The 24376-nt window shown below is 65.7% G+C and carries 22 protein-coding genes and 2 pseudogenes; 9 read left to right on the top strand and 15 right to left on the bottom strand.

Annotation, left to right across the window (positions count from 1 at the left end; genetic code table 11):
• Window positions 1-20 precede the first annotated feature (20 nt).
• From CN538_RS21295 to cysD, 15 genes and pseudogenes are all read right to left on the bottom strand, one after another.
• The gene (locus CN538_RS21295; protein WP_207233535.1) at window positions 21-314 is read right to left on the bottom strand and encodes a hypothetical protein; all 294 of its coding nucleotides are present in this window, start codon (window positions 312-314) and stop codon (window positions 21-23) included.
• A complete protein-coding gene (locus CN538_RS15655) occupies window positions 259-1068 on the bottom strand; it encodes a hypothetical protein (RefSeq protein ID WP_207233534.1) in 810 nt (269 codons plus the stop codon). The genes CN538_RS21295 and CN538_RS15655 overlap by 56 nt, the downstream gene beginning before the upstream one ends.
• Window positions 1069-2158: 1090 nt before the next feature.
• Window positions 2159-3505 (bottom strand): UDP-glucose dehydrogenase family protein, encoded by a 1347-nt coding sequence (locus tag CN538_RS15650; protein WP_106420676.1) that lies wholly within the window; start codon window positions 3503-3505, stop codon window positions 2159-2161.
• A 252-nt stretch (window positions 3506-3757) separates the two neighbouring features.
• Entirely contained in the window at window positions 3758-4303 is a 546-nt protein-coding gene (rfbC, locus tag CN538_RS15645) for a dTDP-4-dehydrorhamnose 3,5-epimerase (RefSeq protein WP_106420675.1), read from the bottom strand.
• A gap of 141 nt (window positions 4304-4444) precedes the next feature.
• A complete protein-coding gene (rfbA, locus tag CN538_RS15640; RefSeq protein WP_106420039.1) occupies window positions 4445-5338 on the bottom strand; it encodes a glucose-1-phosphate thymidylyltransferase RfbA in 894 nt (297 codons plus the stop codon).
• 138 nt (window positions 5339-5476) lie between these two features.
• Window positions 5477-6336: pseudogene (rfbD, locus tag CN538_RS15635) on the bottom strand (dTDP-4-dehydrorhamnose reductase).
• Window positions 6333-7436, bottom strand: coding sequence for a dTDP-glucose 4,6-dehydratase (rfbB, locus tag CN538_RS15630; protein WP_106420038.1), 1104 nt, complete (start codon window positions 7434-7436; stop codon window positions 6333-6335). Before rfbB ends, rfbD begins: the two are co-directional and overlap by 4 nt.
• Before the next feature lie 120 nt (window positions 7437-7556).
• Window positions 7557-8654 (bottom strand): KpsE/RkpR family capsule polysaccharide export protein, encoded by a 1098-nt coding sequence (locus CN538_RS15625; RefSeq protein WP_106420037.1) that lies wholly within the window; start codon window positions 8652-8654, stop codon window positions 7557-7559.
• Window positions 8651-9574, bottom strand: coding sequence for an ABC transporter ATP-binding protein (locus CN538_RS15620; RefSeq protein ID WP_242495244.1), 924 nt, complete (start codon window positions 9572-9574; stop codon window positions 8651-8653). The genes CN538_RS15625 and CN538_RS15620 overlap by 4 nt, the downstream gene beginning before the upstream one ends.
• Window positions 9575-9642: 68 nt before the next feature.
• Window positions 9643-10458: an ABC transporter permease gene (locus CN538_RS15615; protein ID WP_207233533.1), complete on the bottom strand. Its 816-nt coding sequence runs from the start codon at window positions 10456-10458 to the stop codon at window positions 9643-9645.
• 27 nt (window positions 10459-10485) lie between these two features.
• Window positions 10486-10662: a hypothetical protein gene (locus tag CN538_RS25455; RefSeq protein WP_340638144.1), complete on the bottom strand. Its 177-nt coding sequence runs from the start codon at window positions 10660-10662 to the stop codon at window positions 10486-10488.
• Entirely contained in the window at window positions 10632-12203 is a 1572-nt protein-coding gene (locus CN538_RS15610; protein ID WP_340638143.1) for a polysaccharide biosynthesis/export family protein, read from the bottom strand. The genes CN538_RS25455 and CN538_RS15610 overlap by 31 nt, the downstream gene beginning before the upstream one ends.
• Before the next feature lie 142 nt (window positions 12204-12345).
• Window positions 12346-12783 carry a DVU3141 family protein gene (locus CN538_RS15605; protein ID WP_106420036.1) on the bottom strand — a complete coding sequence of 146 codons (438 nt, stop codon included), beginning with the start codon at window positions 12781-12783 and terminating at the stop codon, window positions 12346-12348.
• Between the two features lie 72 nt (window positions 12784-12855).
• Window positions 12856-14757: a sulfate adenylyltransferase subunit CysN gene (cysN, locus tag CN538_RS15600; RefSeq protein ID WP_106420035.1), complete on the bottom strand. Its 1902-nt coding sequence runs from the start codon at window positions 14755-14757 to the stop codon at window positions 12856-12858.
• Between the two features lie 73 nt (window positions 14758-14830).
• Window positions 14831-15748: a sulfate adenylyltransferase subunit CysD gene (gene cysD, locus CN538_RS15595; RefSeq protein WP_106420034.1), complete on the bottom strand. Its 918-nt coding sequence runs from the start codon at window positions 15746-15748 to the stop codon at window positions 14831-14833.
• Window positions 15749-16564: 816 nt separating this feature from the next.
• On the opposite strand from cysD, the gene CN538_RS25450 reads away from it, so the two are divergent.
• The 9 genes and pseudogenes from CN538_RS25450 (at window position 16565) to CN538_RS23310 (ending at window position 24368) form a co-directional block, all read left to right on the top strand.
• Window positions 16565-17218 (top strand): capsular polysaccharide export protein, LipB/KpsS family, encoded by a 654-nt coding sequence (locus tag CN538_RS25450; RefSeq protein ID WP_340638141.1) that lies wholly within the window; start codon window positions 16565-16567, stop codon window positions 17216-17218.
• Window positions 17104-17871, top strand: coding sequence for a capsular polysaccharide export protein, LipB/KpsS family (locus tag CN538_RS25445; protein WP_340638352.1), 768 nt, complete (start codon window positions 17104-17106; stop codon window positions 17869-17871). The genes CN538_RS25450 and CN538_RS25445 overlap by 115 nt, the downstream gene beginning before the upstream one ends.
• Window positions 17754-18440, top strand: a complete 687-nt coding sequence (locus CN538_RS25440; RefSeq protein ID WP_422917514.1) for a capsular polysaccharide export protein, LipB/KpsS family — start codon at window positions 17754-17756, stop codon at window positions 18438-18440. The genes CN538_RS25445 and CN538_RS25440 overlap by 118 nt, the downstream gene beginning before the upstream one ends.
• Window positions 18353-18670 carry a hypothetical protein gene (locus CN538_RS25435; protein ID WP_340638139.1) on the top strand — a complete coding sequence of 106 codons (318 nt, stop codon included), beginning with the start codon at window positions 18353-18355 and terminating at the stop codon, window positions 18668-18670. Before CN538_RS25440 ends, CN538_RS25435 begins: the two co-directional genes overlap by 88 nt.
• A 97-nt stretch (window positions 18671-18767) precedes the next feature.
• Window positions 18768-18989, top strand: a pseudogene (locus CN538_RS25430) (capsule biosynthesis protein CapA); the annotation flags it as partial.
• 17 nt (window positions 18990-19006) lie between these two features.
• On the top strand, window positions 19007-19921 hold the full coding sequence (locus CN538_RS15585; protein ID WP_340638351.1) for a capsular polysaccharide export protein, LipB/KpsS family: 915 nt from the start codon (window positions 19007-19009) through the stop codon (window positions 19919-19921).
• Complete coding sequence (locus tag CN538_RS15580; RefSeq protein ID WP_106420033.1) at window positions 19918-20697, top strand: SDR family NAD(P)-dependent oxidoreductase; 780 nt, start codon at window positions 19918-19920, stop codon at window positions 20695-20697. Before CN538_RS15585 ends, CN538_RS15580 begins: the two co-directional genes overlap by 4 nt.
• Window positions 20694-22223 carry an LTA synthase family protein gene (locus CN538_RS15575; RefSeq protein ID WP_106420032.1) on the top strand — a complete coding sequence of 510 codons (1530 nt, stop codon included), beginning with the start codon at window positions 20694-20696 and terminating at the stop codon, window positions 22221-22223. Before CN538_RS15580 ends, CN538_RS15575 begins: the two co-directional genes overlap by 4 nt.
• 231 nt (window positions 22224-22454) lie before the next feature.
• Window positions 22455-24368: a type I polyketide synthase gene (locus CN538_RS23310; RefSeq protein WP_277985039.1), complete on the top strand. Its 1914-nt coding sequence runs from the start codon at window positions 22455-22457 to the stop codon at window positions 24366-24368.
• Window positions 24369-24376 lie beyond the last annotated feature (8 nt).

The following is a 24376-nucleotide window of genomic DNA, read 5'->3' as shown; positions in this document are numbered from 1 at the left end:
GAGATGTCCCTTGCCCTGGTTCAGATCGCGAACATTTGCATCGGATTGATGATGCCGTTGCCGGTAATGTCGTCATCGACGCTGAACAGGTGCCAGACGTCGTGCGGAATGCAGTTGGGCCGCGTGGCGAACACCTCGTAGAGGTCCTGGACGTCGCGCCGGGTGTAGCTCACGCCGTGGCGGCGGCAGTCGATGACATGGTCGATCGCGCCATCGAAGACCATCTTGAGATCCTGGAAGTGGCGCTGGGTGGCGGCCTCACGGCCGTAGAAGTACTCGAAGCCGCCATCGTGTTTCTGGCGGATATCGACCATCTGGCCGTGGGGCGCGGTCAGCAGTGACTCGAACAGCAGCGAGCGGTTCGAGCATCACGCAGCCATTGCGCCAGCCCACGCCCTCGTGGAAGACGCCCTTCAGATGGGCATGATGGGTCCCCACCGCAGCGTCACCCGGCTTGGTAGCGATGAAGTAGAGCCCTGAGGTATCGCGCCCCAGCACATGCGTGAGCACCTTCTGGATCGTTCCCGAGTAGCCCAGGTCGAGCATCAGCGGGCGCCTGTCGGGGTCGTCGAGCCCGCACTGCGTCAGGTAGGCGCGCAGCGCCTCGCGGGTCGGTTCCACCAGCCGGGCCAGCCCCGCCATGTGCGGCGCCAGCCACTGCTGTACCAGCGCCTGATCGCGCGGCAGCTCACAGGTGAAACGCAGCAGCTCGATCGGTAGCGTGGAGAAAATCTCGTGCAGTTGCAGGCCGAAGCGCTTGCGCATCAGGTCGAGCACGCTGCCACTGAAATCGTTGCCCAGTGCCATCGGCATGATCGCGGGGTCGCCGAGCATGGCGCGGAACAGCAGCGTGCGAGAGACGCGCAGGTAGATCGGCGCATGCGGCAGCGAGATCAGCGAGGCCCGCTCGAGGCGCTGCAGCAGCCGATAGAAGCACCACCCCTCCCGCGCCAGACAGACCGGCAGGTGCCCTTCCACCTCGGCCTCGATGGACGCCGCGTAGCAGTGGAGTGCCGGGCCGAGAAAGGTCGATCCGAAGTCGTGGAGTGCCCGACTCTTGGCTTGCATGAACTATCCCCTTGGCGTCGCCCAAATGGTGCGTCGTCGTTCGATCCCCGCCGGACCGCTATTCACAGCGTCACGGCGATGAGCTTCATCAAACTCTGGCTGCTGGTTTTACTGATACGGCTCTGCGTTAATAAAGGCAGCTTCACTGCGCTAGAAAAGACACGCCCACTGCAGAAATAAAAGTTTCGTTACCGAGAGAGATATTCCATGAACGCCAAGCCGCTTCATTTTACGGACATCGAATACCGTCATCTCATCGCGCAGTCATGACATCAGCAATATCATCGGTCGACCTGCTTCGATGAATCTTGTATTCCGCCACTCGTCAGCGCCGCGGCCCACAACCGATCACCGTTTCCACCTTGCATCTCCTGGATAACGTCGCCCAATAAGTCGCCACCGACTGGCCATTGGTGAGGCGCGCATCCGTCGAGACATCAGGGAAATAAAAGATCCGATGCGCGTATCCTGGCGCTGGTTTCAGCCGCGAGTCATCACTTGCCAATCGCCGCTGGCCCATACGCCACATGACCCCAGGGGTAAAAAAATCCATAAAATCATATACTTGAAAACAAAACCCAAACGACAGGCAAGCGCTTGGCGACAACACGTCGATGGCGCCGTCATCGCTTCGTATTCAGACCGTCATGTAAGGCTCACCTGCTCGCCGCCAGCTACCCCTGGTACTTTTCCAGCAATTGTTCTAGACACGGGCTGCGACAACTGTTACTGAAAAATATTTTCTTGGCGACTTCTGCAACATGCCGAACATGTTCACTCAGGGATGACGCCTATCCGATGCCATGCATTCCCACAGCAACAGGCCATGGCATTCTGAATGTTCGATCGGCAACCGATAATCGCTTGTTCTCGTCATTCACCCAAGTGGCATTTCCGCCATCAAGGAGAGGTGCTATTTCATGGCTTCCAGAATAATCTCGCCCCCGTTCGAGTAGAAGATGGTTTTACTCATCGATATCCGCGAAGTGTGGATCAGGCGAACTCACACTCGTCAGATGAGAAGACGCCGTATTGCCGGCGCAGGTAGTTTTCGTGCAGAGCCAAAGGGGCCCGCCGACGCGGGCCCCGCTCATGCCGTCACCTCGGCGAGCGTCTTGCCCCGCCCGACCGCGTAGTAGTCGATACCCGCGGCACGCATGACCTCCGGGTCGTAGAGGTTGCGGCCATCGACCACCACCGGATGGCGCAGCTGATCGCGAATCCAGGCCGCGTCCAGGGTGCGGAACTCCTTCCACTCGGTGCAGATTACCAGCGCATCGGCCTTCCTGACCGCCTGCACCCGATCGGCAACCAGGACCAGGTCATCGCGCTCGCCGTAGATCCGCCGGCACTCGCGCATCGCTTCCGGATCGTAGGCCTGCACCACCGCCCCGGCCGCCCACAGCGACGCCATCAGCGTGCGGCTGGGCGCATCACGCATATCATCGGTTTCCGGCTTGAAGGCAAGCCCCCAAAGGGCGATGGTCTTGCCCTGCAAGTCGCCACCGAACGCTGCGGAGAGCTTGTCGAGCAGGGTCGTCTTCTGGCGTCGGTTGACCGCCTCCACCGCCTCCAGCAGCTCGGCGTTGTAGCCCACCTTGGCCGCAGTGCGCGACAGCGCCTGCACGTCCTTGGGGAAGCAGGAGCCCCCATAGCCGCAGCCGGGATAGATGAAGTGATAGCCGATGCGCGGGTCGGAGCCGATGCCGCGGCGCACGTCCTCGATATCCGCCCCCAGGCGCTCGGCCAGATTGGCGATCTCGTTCATGAAGCTGATCTTGGTCGCCAGCATGGCGTTGGCGGCGTACTTGGTCAGCTCCGCCGCGCGCACGCTCATGAACATCATCTTCTCGTGGTTGCGGTTATAGGGGGCGTAGCACTCGCGCATCAGCTCGTCGACCCGGGGCGAAGCCGACCCGACCACGATCCGCGCGCCGCGGGTGAAGTCCTCCAGCGCCGAGCCCTCTTTCAAAAACTCCGGATTGGAGCAGACGTCGAACGCCAGATCGACGCCGCGTTCGGCGAGCACGCCGCTGATACGCGCCTGTACGCGGTCGGCGGTACCCACCGGTACGGTCGACTTGTCGACCACCACCTTGTACTCCTCCATGTGGTGGCCAATGGTCGCAGCCACCGCCAGCACGTACTGCAGGTCGGCGCTGCCATCCTCATCCGGCGGCGTGCCCACGGCGATGAACTGCAACACCCCGTGGCGCACCGCCTCGGCGGCATCGGTGGTGAAGGCGAGCCGCTCGGCTTCGACATTGCGCAGCACCATCGACTCCAGCCCGGGCTCGTAAATCGGGATCTCGCCGCGGCGCAGGCGCGCGATCTTGTCTTCGTCGATATCCACACAGACCACGCTGTGGCCCACGTCGGCGAGACAGGCGCCGGTCACCAGGCCAACGTAGCCGGTGCCGAATACGGTAATTTTCATCGACATGCATCCTCTTGGAAAAGTGCGCAAGGCGCGGGTAAGACGGTCAGCAGAGACGTTCAAGAAAGACGTTCAGGAAAGGCGTTCAGGAAAGACGTTCAGCAAAGATGCCCAGACCAGGCGGTCGTGCAGGAGCCTCGGGAAAGCGCCTCCCTGCCAACAGGCCCACCAACCGCAACGTAGCGGTCCGCGTGATGGGCGGCGTGGTGAGGGCATGTTGTGAGGGCATAGAGGCGACATGGGCCCGACAGATCAGGCGAAGGTGGGCGCTTCGGCGAGCGAGCTGGCCTCGGCATCCTTGGCCGAGAGCACCGGCGCGGCCTCCACCAGCGGCCAGTCGATGGCCAGCGCCGGATCGTTCCAGGCCAGGCCATACTCGTCGCCGGGGGCGTAGTAGTCGGTACACTTGTACTGGAACTCCGCCACCTCGGTGGTGACGTAGAAGCCGTGGGCGAAGCCCGGCGGCACCCATAGCTGCTGCTTGTTGTCGGCGCTCAGCAGCGCCCCGACCCAGCGCCCGAAGGTGGGCGAGCTGCGGCGTAGATCCACCGCGACATCGAACACCTCGCCGCGGGTGACGCGGACCAGCTTGCCCTGGGGATGCTCGAGCTGATAGTGCAGGCCGCGCAGGATGCCGCGGCCCGAGCAGCTGTGGTTGTCCTGCACGAAGCGGTAGTCGCCGCAGTGGGTCACGAACTCGCTATGGCGGAAGGATTCGAGAAAGAAGCCGCGTGAGTCGCCGAATACCTGCGGCGTCATCAGCACGACATCGGGAATCGCCAGGCGCTCGTAGATCATGGTGCGCACTCCCCTCTTCTATATGGATGGCCATCGATGGATGGCGATCGGTGAACGACGCTCCGGCGTAGGCCCCGCGATCGGCTCTCGGGTCCTGGGGCGCCGAACTCGGCTTTCGGTTGTCGGGAGCGGACCTGGCAGCTAAGCCACCGAACCCGGCTGTGCGTCCTGCAAACGCTGCATCAGATACTGGCCATAGCCGGTCTTCTTCAACGCCTCGGCGCGCGCCGCCAGCTGGCGCTCGTCGATCCAGCCCTGGTTCCAGGCGATCTCTTCGAGGCAGGCCACCTTCAGCCCCTGACGGTGTTCGATGGTCTGCACGTACTGCCCCGCTTCGAGCAGGCTGTCGTGGGTGCCGGTATCCAGCCAGGCGAAGCCGCGGCCGAGACGTTCGACCTGTAGATCGCCGCGCTCGAGATAGGCGTTGTTGACGCAGGTGATCTCGAGTTCGCCGCGGGCCGAGGGCTTGACGCTCTTGGCGATCTCGACGATGTCGTTGTCGTAGAAGTAGAGACCGGTCACCGCGTAGGGCGAGCGCGGCCGGATCGGCTTCTCCTCGATCGATAGCGCCCGGCCGTCGGCATCGAACTCGACCACGCCGAAGCGCTCCGGGTCCTTGACCAGATAGCCGAACACGGTGGCACCGCGCTCCCGCGCCGAGGCGCGCTTCAACTGATCCGAGAAGTGCTGACCGTGGAACAGGTTGTCGCCGAGCACCAGACACACCGGGTCGTCGCCGATGAAGGTCTCGCCGATCAGGAATGCCTGCGCCAGACCGTCCGGCGAGGGCTGCACGGCGTAGTCGAAGCGCACCCCGAACTGCTCGCCGTCACCCAGCAAGTTGCGGTACTGGGGCAGGTCGTCCGGGGTCGAGATGATCAGGATGTCGCGGATGCCGGCCAGCATCAGCACCGAGATCGGGTAGTAGATCATCGGCTTGTCATAGACCGGCAGCAGCTGCTTGGAGATACCCTGCGTGATCGGGTGCAGCCGCGTGCCGGAACCGCCGGCGAGAATGATGCCCTTGCGTGCCATGGTAGAACTCCCTGTCGGTATGGCCGACGAATCGTTGGATCGCACCGTGACGCCGGTGCCAGCGTGACGCCGGGGTCAGCGGCATCGAAAAGAGCGGAAGGAAACGCGCGTCGCCTCAGCCCAGGCGCTCGTCGAGCGTCAGCGCCAGCTGCGTGCGCCAGTCCGGCAGACGCACACCGAGCGCGCGCTCCAGCTTGTCGAGCGCCAGGCGCGAATTGAGCGGACGCCGGGCTGGCGTCGGTAGTCGGCGGTGGCGATGGCACCCACCGCCTGGTCGTCGGCCAGCGCCAGGGGCACGCCGCGGGCACGGGCCTGGGCGAAGATCTCGCAGGCGAAACCGTGCCAACTGGTCTCGCCGCGGGTAGCCAGGTGGTAGACCCCGCCCGGGAGTTGCCCGGCCAGGCGCGCCCGCAGCGCCAGCAGCGACAGCGTGGCGATCAGCCGCGCCGGGGTCGGCGCACCGATCTGGTCGGCGACCACGCCGAGCCGTTCGCGCTCGGCGCCCAACGCAGCATGGTGTCGAGGAAATTGCGCCCACGGGCGGCATAGACCCAACTGGTGCGCAGGATCAGCGCCTCCGGTGCGGTGGTCAGCAGCGCCTCGTCGCCGGCCAGTTTGGTCGCGCCGTAGTGGCCGAGCGGGCCGGTGGCGCTGGTCTCCTGCCAGGGAGCCTCGCCGCTGCCGGGATAGACGTAGTCGGAGCTGTAGTGCAGCAGTTCGCAGCCACCGCCCGCGGCGAAGTCCGCCAGCTGCGCCGGCAGCTCGGCATTGAGCCGCTGCGCCGCGGCTCGCTCTTTTTCGGCGGCGTCGACCGCAGTCCAGGCGGCGGCGTTGACGATCACCGTCGGCCTCAGGGTATCGAGGGCCGCGGCGACCTTGGCCGCGCTCATCAGATCGAGCTCGGCCCGGCTCGGGGCGACGATCTCGCCCAGCGGGGCCAACTGCCGGCGCAACTCGAAACCGACCTGGCCGCTGCCCCCCAGAATCAGCAGTGTCATGCGGTCTCCCCCAGGCGTTCGCCCTGATAGCTGCCGTTCTGGACCCGCCGCCACCAGACCTCGTTGTCGAGGAACCAGCGCACCGTCTTGCGCAGCCCACTGTCGAAGGTTTCGCGCGGCTGCCAGCCCAGCTCACGCTGGATCTTGCTGGCATCGATGGCGTAGCGCTGGTCATGCCCGGGGCGATCGCTGACGAAGGTGATCAGATCCGCGTAGTGCGTCACCCCCGCCGGCTTGATCGGTGCCAGCTCCTCGAGCAGCGCGCAGATCGTGCGCACCACCTCGATGTTGGTCTTCTCGTTGTGCCCACCGATGTTGTAGGTCTCGCCCACCGCGCCTTCGGTCGCGACCTGGATCAGCGCCCGCGCGTGGTCCTCGACGTAGAGCCAGTCGCGCACCTGCAGGCCATCGCCATAGACCGGCAGCGGGCGTCCGGCGAGGGCGTTGAGGATGGTCAGCGGGATCAGCTTCTCGGGGAAGTGATAGGGCCCGTAGTTGTTGGAGCAATTGGTGACCAGCGTGGGCAGGTCGAAGGTGCGCTGCCATGCCCGCACCAGGTGGTCGGAGCTCGCCTTGCTGGCCGAATAGGGTGAACTCGGTGCGTAAGGGGTGCGCTCGGTGAACAGATCGTCGACGCCGTGGAGATCGCCGTAGACCTCATCGGTGGAGATATGGTGAAAGCGGAACGCCGCCGCCTTGGCCGGATCGCGCGTCTTGAGCTCCTTCCAGTACTGGCGCGCCGTCTCCAGCAGCGTGTAGGTGCCCACCACATTGGTCTCGATGAACGCCGCGGGGCCATCGATGGAGCGGTCGACATGGCTCTCCGCGGCCAGGTGCATGACCACGTCCGGGGCCAGCTCGCGGAACAGCCGCGTCATCACCTTGGCATCGCAGATATCGCCGAGCCGGAACTCGTAGCGCTCGCTGTCATCGATCGGCGCCAGCGACTCCGGGTTGCCGGCATAGGTCAGCTTGTCGACGTTGACCACGCGGTGCGGGGTCTCGCGGATCAGCTCGCGGATCACCGCGGAGCCGATGAAGCCGGCGCCGCCGGTGACCAGAAATGTCTTGGCAGAGGTCGTATCGATGGATTCGTTCATGGTCGTGTTCTCGTTCTCATGGGCGCCGTCTGTGGCGATAGGCGCTGTCTGTGGGTGCCGTTCAGGTGCCTGGGGGTGCGTGACGCCCGCCGGCGGAACCCGCCGGGAGCGCACAAGGCATCAGTCGCGATGGTCTTTCACGATCAGAATCAGCATGTTGAGAATCAAAGTGAGGAACAGGGCGATCACCGCGAACACCACCGAGTTGTAGAGCCGCTCGGGCTGTTCGGGGTACTCCGGCAGGGTCGGCTCCTGCAGCACCGAGACCTGCTTGAGCTTGCGTGCCGCTTCGATGCGCGTGTTCTCCAGCGCCGCCAGCGCGCCGGAGTAGCTGTCCTGGGCGAACTGCGCCTTGAGCAGCAGGGTCTGGTACTCAGAGGAGATACGGTTGAGGGCATTGCCGGACTGGCGCGCCAGGCGCTCGCGCTCCTGCACGATCTGATTGTCGAGCGCTGATATCTCGCTCTCGATGCGCACCATCTCCGGCGAGCGCGTGCTCTGATAGCTGGCCAGCGCCCGCTTGCGCGCCTTGGCAATGGCCAGTTGCCCCTCCAGCCCCGATACCACCGACTCCAGGCTCTCTACGGTACCGGTGGGCGAGACCAGGCCGTTGACGTTCTGGTAGTCGAGCAGGTCGTTGCGGGTCTGCTGGAACTGCTTCTCGAGCACGGTCACCTGCTTTTCCAGGAACTTGACCTGCTCCTGGGCCAGGCGCTGCCCCATCTCGTTCATGTGGCGCTCGCCATCTTCCAGCAGCAGCTCGGCGATACGGTGCGCCTCCTGCGGGGTGAACGCCTCGACGTCGATGCGCAGCACGCCGGCATAGTCGTCGAGCTCCACCGAGACCCGCTTGAGGTAGTAGTCGTGGAGCGCCTCCAGCGGCGCATTCTCATCGTCCAGGGCGCTGAAGAAGTCGGCGCCGGCGTTGGCGTAGTGCTGGCGGAAGTCGGCCTGGGTGATCAGCAGCTTGAGCATGTCCACCGAGCGCAGGTAGTCACGCAGCAGCAGCATGTCGGCGGTATTGGCGGCGCCGCTGCCACTGAGCAGCGAGCTGAAGCTGAGTGTGGGGGCGGCGATCTGCGGGCTCTCGAGCACCACGTTGGCGTGGGAGACATAGCGGTCGCTGGCCCATAGCGCCCAGTAGGCCGAGACCCCGGCGATCGCCACGAAGCACAAGATCCAGTGCAGGTAGTTGCGTACAGAGAGCGGCTTCTTCATGACCGTTTCGCCTTTGCTGAGGTCTTGTCGGGGGACGTGTTGTTGGCCGTGGGCCTTTCCTGGCCCCGAGGGCCACCTTTGCGCCCCTTGCGGGCGGTGAACTGCTGCACCTGGCGACGCGCTTCGTGGACCCGTTCACGAGCGTCGTCGAGGCGCCAGCGCAGGGTCTCCTCGGGGATTGCTGCCGTTTCCGCGGCGCTGTCGCCGGCGGCATCGAGGGCTTCCCGGGCGGCGTCGAAGCGCGCATTGGCCTCGGCCAACGCCCGCTTGGCCTCCTCCAGATTGCGGGGCGCGGCCGGCCGCGGCGGTGCGTAGCCGTCACCGGCACTGTGATAGGCCTCGATGGCAGCCTCTATCTCGTCGAACCAGAACGCGCGGCCGCGGTCGAGCAGAATCCCGGCCTGGCAGAACTCGCGCAGCACGCCCTCGCCGTGGGAGACCATGATCAGGCTGGCGCGGCCGATGCGCGCCTTGAACGCCTCGCTCGCCTTCTGCTTGAAGTGGCGGTCGCCCACCGCCGTGGCCTCGTCGGAGAGGTAGACATCGAAGTCGAAGGCCAACGACAGCCCGAAGGCGAGCCGCGAGCGCATCCCCGATGAGTAGGTCTTGATCGGCTCGTCGAAGGCGCGGCCGATGTCGGCGAAGCTCTCCACCGCCGCGATGATCTCCTCGATCTCGTCGTTGGCGCCGTGGATCCGGGCGACGAACTTGACGTTCTGGCGCCCGGTCATCGAGCCCTGGAAGCCGCCGGCCAGGCCGATCGGCCAGGAGACCCGGCTGGCGCGCACGATCTCGCCGCGATCCGGGGTATCCATGCCGCCGATCAGCCGCAGCAGGGTAGACTTGCCGGCACCGTTGCGCCCCAGCAGGCCGACGCTGACCCCGGCAGGGATGCTCAGATTGAGTCCTCGAGCACCCACTGGCTCCGTGGTGGTTGTGATAGCGCTTGTAGAGATGACGGATATCGATCATGGCTCGCTCCTCCGCGCTAGTGCGCTTTCAACCTGGCGGCGAAACGGATGTGCAGCAGCAGGCCCAGCGCCAGCAGCGACAGCGCCCAGAACCAGAGGTAGGTCATGTCGATATCGTTGAGGGTGTGATAGCCGGGAAAGAACGCGACCCGCATGCTCTCCAGGCCGTGCACCAGCGGATTCCACAGCAGGTAGTCGCGGTAGGGGTAAGGCATGTACATCACCGGCAGGATCACGCCCGAGAGCAGCAGCAGCGGCAGGTTGAGGATGCGCACCACGCGGCCGAACTCCGGCACCAGATCGCCGAGCACCGAGACCGTCAGCCCCGCGCCCCACCCCAGCGCCCACAGCGACAGCCAGTCGAGCAGCACACCGAGGGGGTGGTCCGGCATCAGCTCGAACTGGAGCAGATCACCGATCAGCATGAACATCAGAAACAGGAAGGACTTGAGCATGCCCTCCAGGAAGCAGCGCACCAGCACGGTATCGACTGGCTTGACCTGGCGGTAGGCGAACAGCCCCTTGTTGGCGTCGATCGCCCCCAGCGCACGCATCATGTTCTCGCGGAACAGTCCGAAGCCCATCAGCCCGACGATCATCCACGGCACGTGGTCGGCGCCGGAGATCTCGCTGCCCGACATGAACAGTCCGCGGATCGAGACCATCACGCCGATGATCGCCAGCGGTTCGAAGATCATCCAGAACCAGCCCATGCGGTCGGCCATGGTGCGCGAGATCGCCTCGCGCATGAACATCGCGAACCACACGCTGCGGGCCACCCGCCAGGCACCGCGCGAACGCGCGCCGGCGATCGGAAGCATCGAGTCAGCCATGCGCGCGCCCTCCTCTCGCTGCGGCGCTCATAGGTCGAGCGCCACTTTGGTCGCTACCGCAACCTGATAGAGGATCTGAGTGATACTCGCCGCCAGTTCGATATTGCTGGTCGGTGCGGCGGGCAGCACGATGATCTCGTCACCGGCACGCATGCGGGTCTGGCCGGCATGCATCACCGCACCGTTGCGATGTACCACCAGCACCTGGTCCTCGTCGGCACGCGGGGTGAAGCCACCGGCCAGGCGGAGTAGTAGTCGTCGGCGTTCATCCCCGGGGTGAACACCAGCGCCTGTGGAATCACCACCTCGCCGCTGAGCAGCACCGAATCGGTACTCTCGGGGATGGTGACGATATCGCCATCCTGCAGGCGGATATCGGCGACCCCGCTGTCACGCGCCACCACCAGCCGGCCGTTGGGCTTGACCTGGGCCGCCTTCTGCACGAAGCGCTCGATCAGCTCCGCCTGGCGCACCTGGATCTCGCCCTCCTTGGCGGTCCGCGAGGGGTAACCGAGATAGGTGGTCTCGAGCCGGCGCAAGCTCTCCTTGAGTGACGCCGCCTGCTGGCGGGCGACGCTGATTCGCCGGATCGAGACATCGCGATAGCTGGTCATGTCACGGGGCACGCTGATCGCGTTGAGCAGCTCGCCCAGCTTGGCGTTGCGCGGCAGCGCATAGCGCGAGGGGCCGTAGTAGCTGCCTTCGACCTGCACCACGATGGTCTCGTCGCGCTGATCGGCGCTGAACAGCACCTCATCACCGCGCCGAACCTCGGCAGCGCGGAAGGCGGCCAGCGGCAGGTAGCGCGACAGCGGACCTTCGGGCCGGCTGCCACGCAGCAGCACGTGCGAGACACCGGCCTTGAGCCGTGCCAGGTCGAGCACGTCCTGTCCGGTCAGGCTGTCGCCCACCAGCTCGTAGCGATAGTCCTTCTGCACGTCCCCGACCACGCTGATCGCCGGGCCGCGCGCCTCCACCACCAGGGTGTCGCCGTCGCGGAACTGCGGCCGCACGATCTCGCCATCGAGCAGGAAGTCATACAGGTCGACCACGCCGATCACCCGGCCGCCGCGCTTGATCAGCACCCGGCGATAGCTGCCCAGCGCCTGGTCGATGCCGCCGGCCTGGTCGAGAAAGTAGAGCACCGAGTCGTTAGGGGTGCCCGAGTAGCGGCCGGGGCTATTGACGTAGCCGGTCACGAACACGCCGACCGGCTGCACGCCCTGCAGATTGGTGTAGACGCTGACGTTCTCGGGGTAGACCGACTGGATCGCGCCGCGCACCTTGGCGTTGAGCTGGGCATTGGAGATGCCCTGGACCTGCAGCGGCCCGATCCGCGGCAGGAAGATGTTGCCCTGGGCGTCCACCACCAGCACCCGGTCGAGCTCCACCCCGCCCCACACCCGAATGGTGATCTGGTCGCCCGGCTTGATCAGGTAAGCCGGGTTGAGGCCATCGGCCATGGTGCCGCGGAAGCCCCCGGTGAACAGGTTGGCGCCGAACGGCGGCAGCGACTCCGGATCGACCGGCGCCTGGGTGCGCGGATCGACCGGCCCATAGGTGCCGCTGTCCCAGTCGGCCCGTGGAATCGTCTCGACCCCGGCCGCGCTCGAATCCGCGGTCAGCGGCTGCGCCTCGGCATCGCTGCCGAGCAGCGAGCTGCTATCGACGCCGATCGACTGCGCGTGGACCGCGCCGGCGTTCAGCCACGCTACCCCACCAGGCACATTGCCCGGGAAATCCATGCTGCGCGCTTCATGTTGTGTTCCTGCCCTAGACTCGTTGTCGGCCGGCGCGGGGGCTCAAGGCGCCCGGCTGCGGCTCGGTTATTGGCCGCGCAGCGTGACCGCGGCCGGTGGCGGCGGCTCGCTGCGGCGGCGGCGCTGGCTAGCGCACCACCTCGGTCACCAGCCGCTGGGTGTACCAGCCGCGGGCGGCGACCCGACAGGCCACCTCGCCGCTACCCAGTGCCGCCGGCACCGCCCCGCGGCTCACATCGAGCCGCAGGCACTCATGGCCGCTGGCGGCGAAGTAGCGCTCGCGGGCGTAGACGGTGACGTTGCCGCCCCAGGGCGATGCCGCCAGCGTGGTCACGGCGCCATCCGGCGCGCGCTCGAGAAAGGCGCTCAGGGCCGGCCCTGCCGGCGTGGCATCCGCCATCGCCAGGGTGTCGGCGGCGCCGAGCTGGCCGCCCGGTGCGGCACATCCGGCCAGGCCGGCGGCCAGCACCAGGGTGGCTGCCAGCCACACCGACTTGTCTCTGCGAGCTCGCGCCTGGCTGCGGGCTCGCGTCTGGGGTCTGCGTACGCGTTCTGTGTGCTGCATGCGGGTTATCCTCCTGCTTGTCCTGCCTGGCCCGCCGGCCGCCCGGCCAGCGGGATCACTCCGAATGGCGGTTCAAATGACGCCCTCGTGCCGCAGCGCGGCGATCAGCCCGGCGACCGTCAGCGTCAGGTCGTTGTGCGAGGTATCGATCTCGATCTCGGGCTGCTGGGGCGCTTCATAGGGCGAGCTGATACCGGTGAACTGGGCGATTTCCCCCGCCCGGGCACGACGGTAGAGCCCCTTGGGGTCACGTCGCTCGCACACCGCCAGCGGGGTATTGACGAACACTTCGATGAACTCGTCCGGCGCCATGCGCTCGCGCACCCGCTGGCGCTCCTGGCGGAAGGGGGAGATCAGTGCGACCAGCACGATCATGCCGGCGTCGACCATCAGCCGAGCCACCTCGCCGACCCGGCGCATGTTTTCCTGGCGCTCGCGGTCGCCGAAGCCCAGATCGCTGCACAGTCCGTGGCGCAGGTTGTCGCCATCGAGCAGATAGGTGCTGTGCCCCATGCCGAAGAGCTGGCGCTCGAGCGCATCAGCGACGCCGATTGCCGGCGCCGGAGAGCCGGTGAACCACACCACGCAGGGCTTCTGGCGGTGGCGCTCGGCGCGGCGACGCTGAGTCACCGCCATGTCGTGCCACACCAAATTGGCCGCGCTCAGGGTGTCGATGACCATGCCGGCGGCGACGGTCAGATGGTTGAAGCGATCGATCAGCACGAAAGCGCCGGTGCCCGGGGAGCGCTGATAGCTGTCCAGCACCAGCGGCTGATCCACCTCGATCTGGCAGCGCGCGATCCCGTTGAGGGCGAGCCGCTGCGTAGGCATGTGCGCCAGGGTGTCGACATCGACCTGATGCAGCAGTCTCACCACCCGCGCGCAGACGTTACGGGTCGCCGCCTTGAGCTCGTACTCGTGGCCCAGCGCCAGCGGCGTCTCGTGCAGCCACACCAGATCCGCGCTGAAGGCGCTGCACGGCGTCAGCTCCGACGCTTCCGCCACCAGCATGTCTCCGCGCGAGACGTCGACCTCGGCGTCGAGGGTCACGGTGATCGACTGGCCCGGATAGGCGATCTCGAGATCACCATCGTTGGTAACCAAGCGCGCCACCCTGGCTCGCTGCCGCGAGGGCAACACCCGCACCGCATCCCCCGGACGCAGGGTGCCGGCGGCCAGGGTGCCGCAGTAGCCACGGAAGTGAGGGTTAGGACGATTGACGTACTGCACAGGAAAGCGCAGCGCCTCGAACGGCGCCGGGGTGGTGATATCGATCTGCTCGAGCAGCGGCAGCAACGCCGGCCCGCGCTGGCCACCGAGCTGATACCACGGCATGCGCTCGCTGGGGTCGACGACGTTGTCACCCTCCAGCGCGGACAGCGGCACGAAGCGGATGTCGGTGGCCGTCAGCCGCGTGGCGAAATGGCGGTACGCCGCGACGATCTCCTCGAAGCGCTCGCGCGAATAGCCGACCAGGTCCATCTTGTTGACCGCCACCACCAGGTGGCGAAGCAGGTCGCACAGATAGCTGTGCCGGCGGGTCTGCGCCTTAACCCCGAGGCGCGCATCGATCAGGATTACCGCCAGGTCTGCGGTAGAGGCGCCGGTGACCATGTTGCGGGTGTACTGCTCGTGCCCCGGGGTATCGGCGATGATGAACTTGCGCTTGTCGGTGGAGAAGAAACGGTAGGCGACATCGATGGTGATGCCTTGCTCGCGTTCCGCTTGCAGGCCGTCGACCAGCAGCGCCAGATCCATGCGCTCACCGGTGGTGCCACAGCGCTTGGAGTCCCGCGCCACCGCCGCCAGCTGATCCTCGAAAATCATTCTGGCGTCGTGCAGCAGCCGCCCGATCAGGGTCGACTTGCCATCGTCGACGCTGCCGCAAGTGATGAAGCGCAGGATTCCCTTGTGCTCGTGCACTCTCAGGTAGGCCTCGATGTTGTCGGTGATCATGGCTGACGCGTGTGACACGGTGTTCCCTCTCGATGGCCTGCGGCGCCCGGGCGCCGGCCGCTGGTTCTGGTTCGATTCCTACGTCGCCGCCTCAGAAGTACCCTTCGCGTTTTTTCTTCTCCATCGACCCCGCCTGATCGTGGTCGATGGCACGCCCGAAGCGTTCGCTGGTGCGGGTCAGCAACATCTCTCGAATGATCGCGGGCAGCGTCGCGGCGTGGGACGCCACCGCGCCGGTGAGCGGATAGCAGCCGAGGGTGCGGAAGCGCACCCAGCGCTCCTCGGGGAGCTCGCCGGGGGCCAGCGGTAGGCGCTCGTCATCGACCATGATCAGCCGGCCGTCGCGTACCACCACCGGACGCGGTGCGGCGTAATAGAGCGGCACGATGGGAATCGACTCGAGGTGGATGTATTGCCAGATGTCCAGCTCGGTCCAGTTGGAGAGTGGGAATACGCGGATCGACTCGCCCGGCCCGATCCTGCCGTTGTAGAGATTCCATAGTTCCGGGCGCTGGTTTCTGGGATCCCAGCGGTGGTGCCTGTCACGAAAGGAGTAGACCCGCTCCTTGGCGCGGGAAGCTTCCTCGTCGCGCCGCGCGCCGCCGAAGGCGGCATCGAAGCCGTGGGTATCCAGCGCCTGCTTGAGCGCCTGGGTCTTCATGATGTCGGTGTATCTGGCGCTGCCGTGGTCGAAGGGGTTGATGCCGGCGGCTCGCCCCTCTTCATTGATATGCTCGATCAGCGGCATGCCGACCTGGGCCAGGACGCGATCGCGAAAGGCGATCATCTCCTTGAACTTCCAGGTGGTATTGACGTGCAGTAGCGGAAACGGCGGCGAGCCCGGATAGAACGCCTTGCGCGCCAGATGCAGCATCACCGAGGAGTCCTTGCCGATGGAGTAGAGCATGACCGGGCGGCGAAACTCGGCCACGACTTCGCGGATGATGTACATCGACTCCGCCTCGAGCTGCCTCAGGTGCGTCTGGCCCAGCGTCCCCGGCACGCTCATGCACGTGACTCCGATCGACGCCGCCGCGGCGCAGCGGCAAAGTGGCCTGAACTGGCCCCTGCGGGGATGCCTTGGGTCTCGAAGTCATGTACACCGCTGATGCTGGCAGACGCAGACATGTCAATTCCTGTAATCACGGGCCACTCCGGCGCCGGCCGAACCCTGTTGACGTTTCGCTACACGACCGCGAACGAGACGATAATCAGTGATATCGCCAGCGCTCTTGAACGGGCTAACTTGCGCTCTTTTTCGGTGAAACCCCACGGCGAGTCAAACGTCAAAAAACGTCAATGTTTCTTTTTGTAAATTGACATTATTGATCGACGACATGAATTTCTGAATCTGTCGATCAACAATTCATTGAGGACACTGAGTTTTCTAAACCGCCTCAAGACACTGTTTCAAAAGGGTTTAATGGAAAAAACAGAGGCGGCCACGAGGACTATTGGCTTACCCACAACGCGCCTGTTTCGGCAGTGAATGGACGCCATCCTCTGCGTTTCATGAGAAAGCCAGACATCGACACCGAAACGACCATGAAAGAAAACGGAGAATGCGACGCGTCAATACATGAGAGTTCTCATACAGGCATGACTCGTCTTTTCCATGAGAAAACCTTGATTACATTTGCGCCTTCGATTAGCGCGTTAATCGATACACAATGAAACGCCTGACTCAATCTCTTTCGCCATCGCCAGACAGCGGTTGAAAACGCCCCAAATCCGACCCCCGATGCGCTACACTGCGCGCACTCTCCCGTACGCCGCCGGCGATTGCCTAATGCAGGGAAGTTGCGTAGCGTGGCGATCCATTTCGATGACGGTCTGGCCTTTTTCTCGCAATATGAACAACGATCCGACAGTCTCGTCGTCTTCTTCACTGCCCGGAGCTGCGGGCGGCCGCGTGGCCGGCTATCTCTCACGCGGGCTGGCGCGCTGGCGCGTCGTGGGATGTCTGCTGCCGGAGTATCCGCAGCTCAAACATGTCGGACCGTACAGCCGGCGCCCGCTGGATGCGGTCGTCGGCTGGGGGCTCAAGCCCACCGCAGCTCGGGCACGCCACCTCGCCGCCCGACGTGACCTGCCCTACGTGGCGATCGAGGATGGTTTCCTGCGCTCGCTGGGGCTGGGAGTCGACCACGCCCAGCCGCACAGCCTGGTGGTCGATTTCAGCGGCATCTATTACGACGCCACACGGCCCTCCGATCTCGAGCGCTGGCTCAACCACGCCGAGTTCGACGCCGCCGAACTCGACCGCGCGGCGCGCGCCATGCAGCGTCTGCGCGAGCTGCGCCTGTCCAAGTACAACCATGCCCCGGATCGCCCGCTGCCCCGGCCGAGCGCCCGCGCGTGCTGGTGGTGGATCAGACCCGCGACGACGCTTCGATCACTCATGGCATGGCCGATGCGGACGCCTTCACGCGGATGCTCGAGCAGGCACTGGCCGATCATCCCGAGGCAGAGATTCTGATCAAGACCCATCCCGACGTGATCGCCGGGCGCAAGCGCGGCTATCTCACCGCGGCAGCGACGCAGCCGCGCTGTCGCCTGATGGGCGAGGACATCAACCCGTGGGCGCTGATGGACGCAGTGAAGGCGGTCTACGTGGTCACCAGCCAGCTCGGGTTCGAAGCGCTGATGGCCGGCAAGCCAGTGCACTGTTTTGGTGTCCCCTTCTACGCCGGTTGGGGACTCACCCGGGACGCCCAGGCGTGCCCGCGACGGCAGCGACAGCGCTCGCTGGAAGAGCTGTTCGCAGCGGCCTATCTACGCTACTGCCGCTACGCCAACCCCTACACGGCTACGCCTTCGACGCTGGAGGAGACCCTCGACCTGCTCGCCGACCAGAAGCGCCAGCGCGACCGCTTGGCGGGTCGCTGGCTGGCACTAGGCTTCTCCAACTGGAAGCGCGGCTTCGTCAGAGATTTCCTGGCCCGGCAGCCACGGTGCAGTTCAGCCACGAGAAGACACCGCTGGCGGCACAGCTCGCGACCTGCGACAGCCTGGTGGTGTGGGGGCAGAAACTCACCCCGGAGATCAAGACGCTGTGCCAGGCGCATGGCGTACGCCTGTGGCGCATGGAGGATGGCTTCGTGCGCTCGGTGGGGCTCGGAGTCGACCTGACTCGGCCACTGTCGCTCGCCTTCGACGCCCGCGGCCTCTACTACGACGCCAATCACACCAGCGATCTCGAGCAGTTGCTCGAGCACACCCCCTTCGATGCCGCCCTGCTGGCGCGGGCGGCGCGCCTGCGCCAGCGGCTGATCGATCTCAAGCTGTCGAAGTACAACGTCGCCGGGCGCAACCTGCCGGCGCTGCCGCGCGAGGAGATCGGTACGCGGCCGATCGTCCTGGTGCCGGGCCAGGTCGAGACCGATGCGTCGATCGCCCAGGGCTCGCCGGAGATCAAGACCAACCAGCAGCTGCTGGCGGCCGTGCGCGAGCGCCGCCCAGATGCCTTCATCATCTACAAGCCGCATCCGGACGTGACCTCGGGGGCACGGGTCGGGCTGATCGACCGCCAGGCCCAGGACCTGTTCGACCTCGAGCTGATCGACTGCGACATCATCGATCTCATCGACCTGGCCGACGAGATTCATACCATGTGCTCGCTGACCGGCTTCGAAGGGCTGATGCGCGGCGTCGCGGTGCACACCTACGGGCTACCGTTCTACGCGCTGGCTGGGGGCTGACCCACGACCGCCTGCACAGCCCCCGGCGCACGCGCCGCCTGAGCCTCGATGCGCTGATCGCCGGGGCACTGCTGCTCTATCCGACCTATGTCGACCCACAGAGCGGCGACTACTGTAATGCCGACACCGCCATCGAGCTGATGCGCCAGCAGCGCAACGCGCGCCGGGGGCTCTCCCTGCGCACCCGCGCCTATCGTCTCTACCGCAACCTGTTCTCCAAAAGGCAATGAGTTGACGACGTCCCGCAAGTGTTTCCTGCTGTTGCAAGGTGTCTGCTCGCCGTTTTTCGACCGGCTTGGCGAGCAGCTGCTTGCGGCAGGGCATCGTGTGATCAAGGTCAACTTCACCGTCGGCGACAGTCTCTACTGGCACCACGGCAACACCTACGCCTATCGCGGCCACGCCGAACGGATTCCCGCCTATCTGGCGCGGATCTGGGAGCGCCACGCGGTGACCGATCAGGTGGTGTTCGGCGATCGCCGCCCGGTGCATCGCCGCGCGATTCTCGCCGCGCGTGAACGCGGTATCCGCAATCACGTGTTCGAAGAGGGCTACTTTCGCCCCTACTGGGTCACCCTGGAGCGCGAAGGCGTCAACGCTCACTCTCGCTACTGCCACGGGACCCGGAGTGGTACCGCGAGGCGGGCAGACGGCTGCCCAGCGCCGGCAAGCCCAGCCCGTTTCCCAATCAGTTCAGCACCCGCGCTCGCCACGACGTGCTTTATCACCTGGCGGGAGTGGCCAACCCGTTTCTGCATCCGCACTACCGCAATCACGCGCTGGTCACCGCACCGGTGGAGTATGCCGGGTTTCTGCTGCGCAAGGCGCGCATGCCCTATCTGACGCGGCGCGACGACGAGCGCATGCACACGCTGCTGAGCGAAGACCATCCGTTCTTTCTGCTGCCGCTGCAGCTCAAGAGCGACGCCCAGATTCGCTATCACTCCGACTTCAAGAACATGCAGGAGGTGATCGGCAAGGTGGCGGCCTCGTTCGCCTATCATGCCCCCGCCGATGCCCGCCTGGTGATCAAGAACCACCCGCTGGACATGGGCCTGGCCCACTACGCCCGGCTGATCAAGGTGCTGATGAAGGAGTACGATCTGGCGGGACGCCTGGTCTATCTCGAAGGCGGCAATCTGGAGGCGCTGCTCAAGCGTGCCAGTGGATTGGTCACCGTCAACAGTACTGCCGGCAACGTCTCGCTCGGCTTCGGCTGCCCCACCCATACCCTGGCCTCGCCGATCTACGACATGCCCGGACTCACTCACCAGGGCAAGCTGGACGATTTCTGGCAGAATAGGCCGCAGCCGGATGCGGCACTGTTTCGAGCCTATCGCCGCACCGTGGCGCAGACGGTACAGATCAACGGTGGGTTCTACTGCCGCCCGGGTATCGAGCTGGCGGCCGGGCATGCCCTGCAGGTCATGGAACGTGACCGCTCGCCGCTGCAACAACTCAAGGACGAGATTGCTTCATGAGACGTATCGTCATCACCGGAGCCACCGGTGCCATTGGCGCCGCCCTGGCCAAGCACTACGCCGAAGCGCATGCCAAGGGCTGCCGGCTGGTACTCCACGGGCGGCGCAGCGACATGCTCGACGAAGTCGCCGGCGCCTGCCGACGGCTAGGGGCCGAGGTCGAGACCAGCCGCGTCGACCTCGAGGACGACGACGCCCTGTTCGCCTGGCTCGAATCGCTATGCGCGCCGACGCCGCCCGACCTGGTCATCGTCAACGCCGGCATGAACATCGATATCGGCACCGACAATCAGGGCGAAGCCTGGGACGACGCCAGCCGCCTGCTCGCGATCAACCTGCGCGTACCCATGGCGATGGGCAACTTTCTGGGCAAGCGCATGCGCGCCGCGGGGCGTGGCCAACTGGTCTTCATGAGCTCGCTGGCCGCCTACCACGGGCTGCCGGTGACGCCCAGCTACAGCGCCAGCAAAGCCGGCGTGAAGGCCTATGGAGAGGCTCTGCGCGGCTGGCTGGCGCCCTATGGCGTCGGCGTCAGCGTGATCATGCCAGGCTACGTCAGCTCGCAGATGTGCCATGACATGCCCGGACCCAAGCCGTTCCTGTGGCAGCCGGAGCGGGCCGCCCGGCGCATCGCCACGGGCGTTGCGCGCAACCGCGCCCGCGTCAGCTTTCCCTTCCCGCTCGACTTCGGCTGCTGGTGGCTGGCGGTACTGCCGGCGGCGGTCTCCCAGCGCCTGCTCAAGTGGCTCGACTACGCCGAGGGCTCGAAGTCATGAGTGCCGGTATCGCTCAAACCCTTGGCGCTGCGCTGATCACACTGCTGCTCACGTCGCTGTTCGAGCTGCTGCTCGTGCCACGCCCGCGCCCGCTATGGCGTCGTTCGGCTGCGGTGATCGGCGTGCACGCGGCCACTACCCTGCTGCACTTCACGCTGTGGCTGCTGATCGTGCAGCGCCCGTGGTTCGCAGTGGTGATCGCCGGCTCGCTGCAGATGGTGATCGTCCAGGTCAACAACACCAAATCGGCGTCGCTACGCGAGCCCTTCCTGTGCCAGGACTTCGAGTACTTCGTCGATGCGGTCAAGCACCCGCGCCTCTATATCCCCTTCTTCGGTATCGGTTTGACCATCGCCGCCAGCAGTGCCGGCGCCCTGGCCATCGCCGCCGGGTTCTGGCTCGAACCCTCGCTGTTCGCCCGCCCCGACGCGCCCTGGAGCCTGTTCGTCACCCTGGCATTGAGTGCCGCCAGCGTGATCGCCCTGTGGCTGGCGCTGCCACGCATGCCAGCCTGCAACCTGGAGCCCAACCACGACCTGGTCGAACTAGGCATTTATCCCTATCTGTGGGCCTACGGCAGGTTACTGCGCCAGCCGCTGGCAGCGGGCGGCAACGCCGCGGCCTTCCCCCAACCGGCGACACCGCCGGCCAGCAACACCCTACCGCACCTGGTACTGGTGCAGAGCGAGTCGTTCTTCGATCCGCGCAGCTGGTACCCCGGCATTCGCCCGGAGATTCTGCGCGAGTTCGATACTCTGAGTGAGCAGGCACTGGCGGCAGGCCGTCTCGAGGTGCCCGCCTGGGGCGCCAACACCGTGCGCACCGAGTGCGCGGTGCTTACCGGTTTGACCCCGGAAGCCCTCGGCGGCCATCGCTTCAACCCCTACCATCAACTGGCGCGGATGCCGGTACGCAACCTCGCCGGTGCGCTCAAGGCGCTGGGCTATCGTACGGTCTGCGTGCACCCCTACCCGGCCAGCTTCTATCTGCGCGACCGAGTCTATCCGCAGCTCGGCTTCGATGACTTCATCGATATCCGCGCTTTCGACGAGAGCGATCGCGACGGCCAGTACACTGGCGACCTGGCCCTCGCGGCGAAGGTGCGCGAGATGCTCGCCACAGGCCCGACGCAGCCGCTGTTCGTGTTCGTGATCAGCATGGAGAATCATGGCCCGCTGCATCTGGAGACGCCAGATGCCCGCGTCGCCGCCGACTGGCTCGAGGGCGAGCTGCCCGAAGGCCATGGCGATCTCGCCGTTTATCTGCGCCACCTGCACAACGGCGACAAGATGCTCGCGCGCCTCAAGGCGCTGCTGACGACGGCTGACAGGCCCGGCATGCTGGCGTTCTACGGCGACCACGTACCGATCATGCCGGGCGTCTATGCCGACCACGGCGAACCGGATGGTTTGACGAACTATTTCATCTGGCAGAGCGACGCCGAGCCAAGCGATAAGGTGCGCCAGACACTGTCAGCGGATAAGCTGGGCACCACGATTTATCAGACCCATCATCGAGCGCAATAAGCAGGCAATCGACGGGCAATCATGGCGGCAAGATGCCTGATCACGTGCACAGGCAGTGAACGTATCGAGCGATCTCGACGCCACACGGGCGCAGCGCTGCGCCAAGGACGTGGATGCCCCAACGGGATGCTGTCTTCGCCTATCGCGAACACCACGATAGTGCACACGGCACCCCGGCGATGACGCAACAATAGCAAGGCGTAGCCCCAGGCTACGGAGAAAGGAGTCCCAATGACCCAACGCGTTGCCATCATCGGCGCGGCTCATCGTTTCCCGAGCGCCCCGACTTCAGAACGTTTCTGGCAAGCGCTCAAGAGCGGCGAAGACCTGGTCACCACGGTTGCCGCGGACCGCTGGGACCATGAGGTCTATCGCCACCCTGACAAGCACCATCCCGGCACCAGCTATACCTTTGCCGCCGGTAGCCTGGGCGACATTTCCGGCTTCGATGCGGCGTTCTTCGGCATCTCCCCGCGCGAGGCGGCACAGATGGATCCGCAGCAGCGCCTGCTGCTGGAGATGACCTGGGAAGCGATGGAGGACGCCGGCATTCCCCCGCAGCGCCTGCGTGGCAGTCAGTGCGGGGTGTTCATGGGCGTGGCCAGTCTCGACTACTCCTATCGCATGGCCGACGACATGTCGGCGATCGATACCTCGACCGCCACCGGCAACACCTCGAGCATCGCCTCCAACCGCATCTCCTACCTGTTCGACCTCCACGGGCCGAGCATGTCGATGGATACCGCGTGCTCGTCGTCGTTGGTGGCCTTCCACCAGGCGTGCCAGTCGATTCGCAGCGGTGAGACCGAGCTCGCCCTGGCCGGCGGGATCAGCCTGCATCTGCATCCGTTCGGCTTCATCATCTTCTCCAAGGCGAGCATGCTCTCGCCCACCGGACGCTGCCAGGTGTTCGACGCCAACGGCGATGGCTACGTGCGCTCCGAGGGCGGCGGCGTCTTCCTGCTCAAGGATTATGACAAGGCAGTGGCCGACGGCGATCGCATTCTCGCCGTGGTCGCCGGCAGCGGGGTCAATACCGACGGCTACAAGAAGGGCCTGACCGTGCCCAACGCCGACGCCCAGGTGGCGCTGATGCGTCAGACCCTGGCGCGTGCCGGCCTCACCCCGGACGATATCGACTACCTCGAAGCCCACGGCACCGGCACCGCGGTCGGCGACCCGCTAGAGACCCGCGCCATCGGTGCGGCGATCGGCCAGCAGCGACGTCAGCCGCTGCCCATCGGCTCGGTCAAGTCGAACCTCGGCCACCTGGAGACCGCCTCGGGGGTCGCCGGCCTGGCCAAGGCGATCTACGCCCTGCGCGAGCGCGAAGTTCCGGCGACCATCGGTATCCGCCAGGTCAACCCGCGCATCGATCTCGACGGCTGGAATCTGGAGATCGTCGACAAACCCCGCCGCCTCAAAGCCGAGGGCACGCTGACCATCGGCGTCAACTCGTTCGGCTTCGGTGGCGCCAACGCCCATGTGCTGCTGCAGTCGGCACCGGCGATGGCGCAGCCCGCGGCCGCTGATGCCGACCGCCAGCTACCGCTGTGCCTCAGTGCGCGCAGCCCGGAAGCGCTACGCGAATTCGCCAGCCGCCTGAGCGCCACGCTGGCCAGCCACCCTGAAGCCTTCTACGACACCGCCTATAGCCTGGCTTTCCGCCGCGAGGCTCACCCCCACGCCGCGGTGCTATTCAGCACCAGCGCGGGAGACGCAATCACTCGCCTGGACGCCCTGGCCGCGGGCGAGAGCGTCCCCGGCAGCGCCAGCGCCGAGCGTGTCGACGACGGCCCACGGCCCGGTATTCGTGTTATACCGGCAACGGCTGTCAATGGGAGCGCATGGGGCAGACCCTATGGCGGAGTCGGCGGTATTCGCCGCCCGCCATCGACGAAGTGGATGCGCTATTCCAGCGCCATGCCGGACTTCTCCCTGCGCGAGGAGCTCGAAGGCATCAATCAGGCCCGCGAGAGTTCAGGTGAGGATCGCCTGGCGCGCACCGAGATCGCCCAGCCGGCGCTGTTCGCGCTGCAGGTGGGACTGACCCGGCTGCTGGCCGCCGAGGGCGTACGCCCGGCGGCAGTCACCGGGCATAGCGTGGGTGAAGTCGCCGCCGCCTGGGCCTGGGCCGCGCGCTGACGCTGGAG

The sequence above is a fragment of the Salinicola tamaricis genome, assembly GCF_003006155.1.
GTDB classification, from domain to species: Bacteria; Pseudomonadota; Gammaproteobacteria; order Pseudomonadales; family Halomonadaceae; genus Salinicola; species Salinicola tamaricis.
This window is presented reverse-complemented; position numbering and strand designations above follow the sequence as displayed.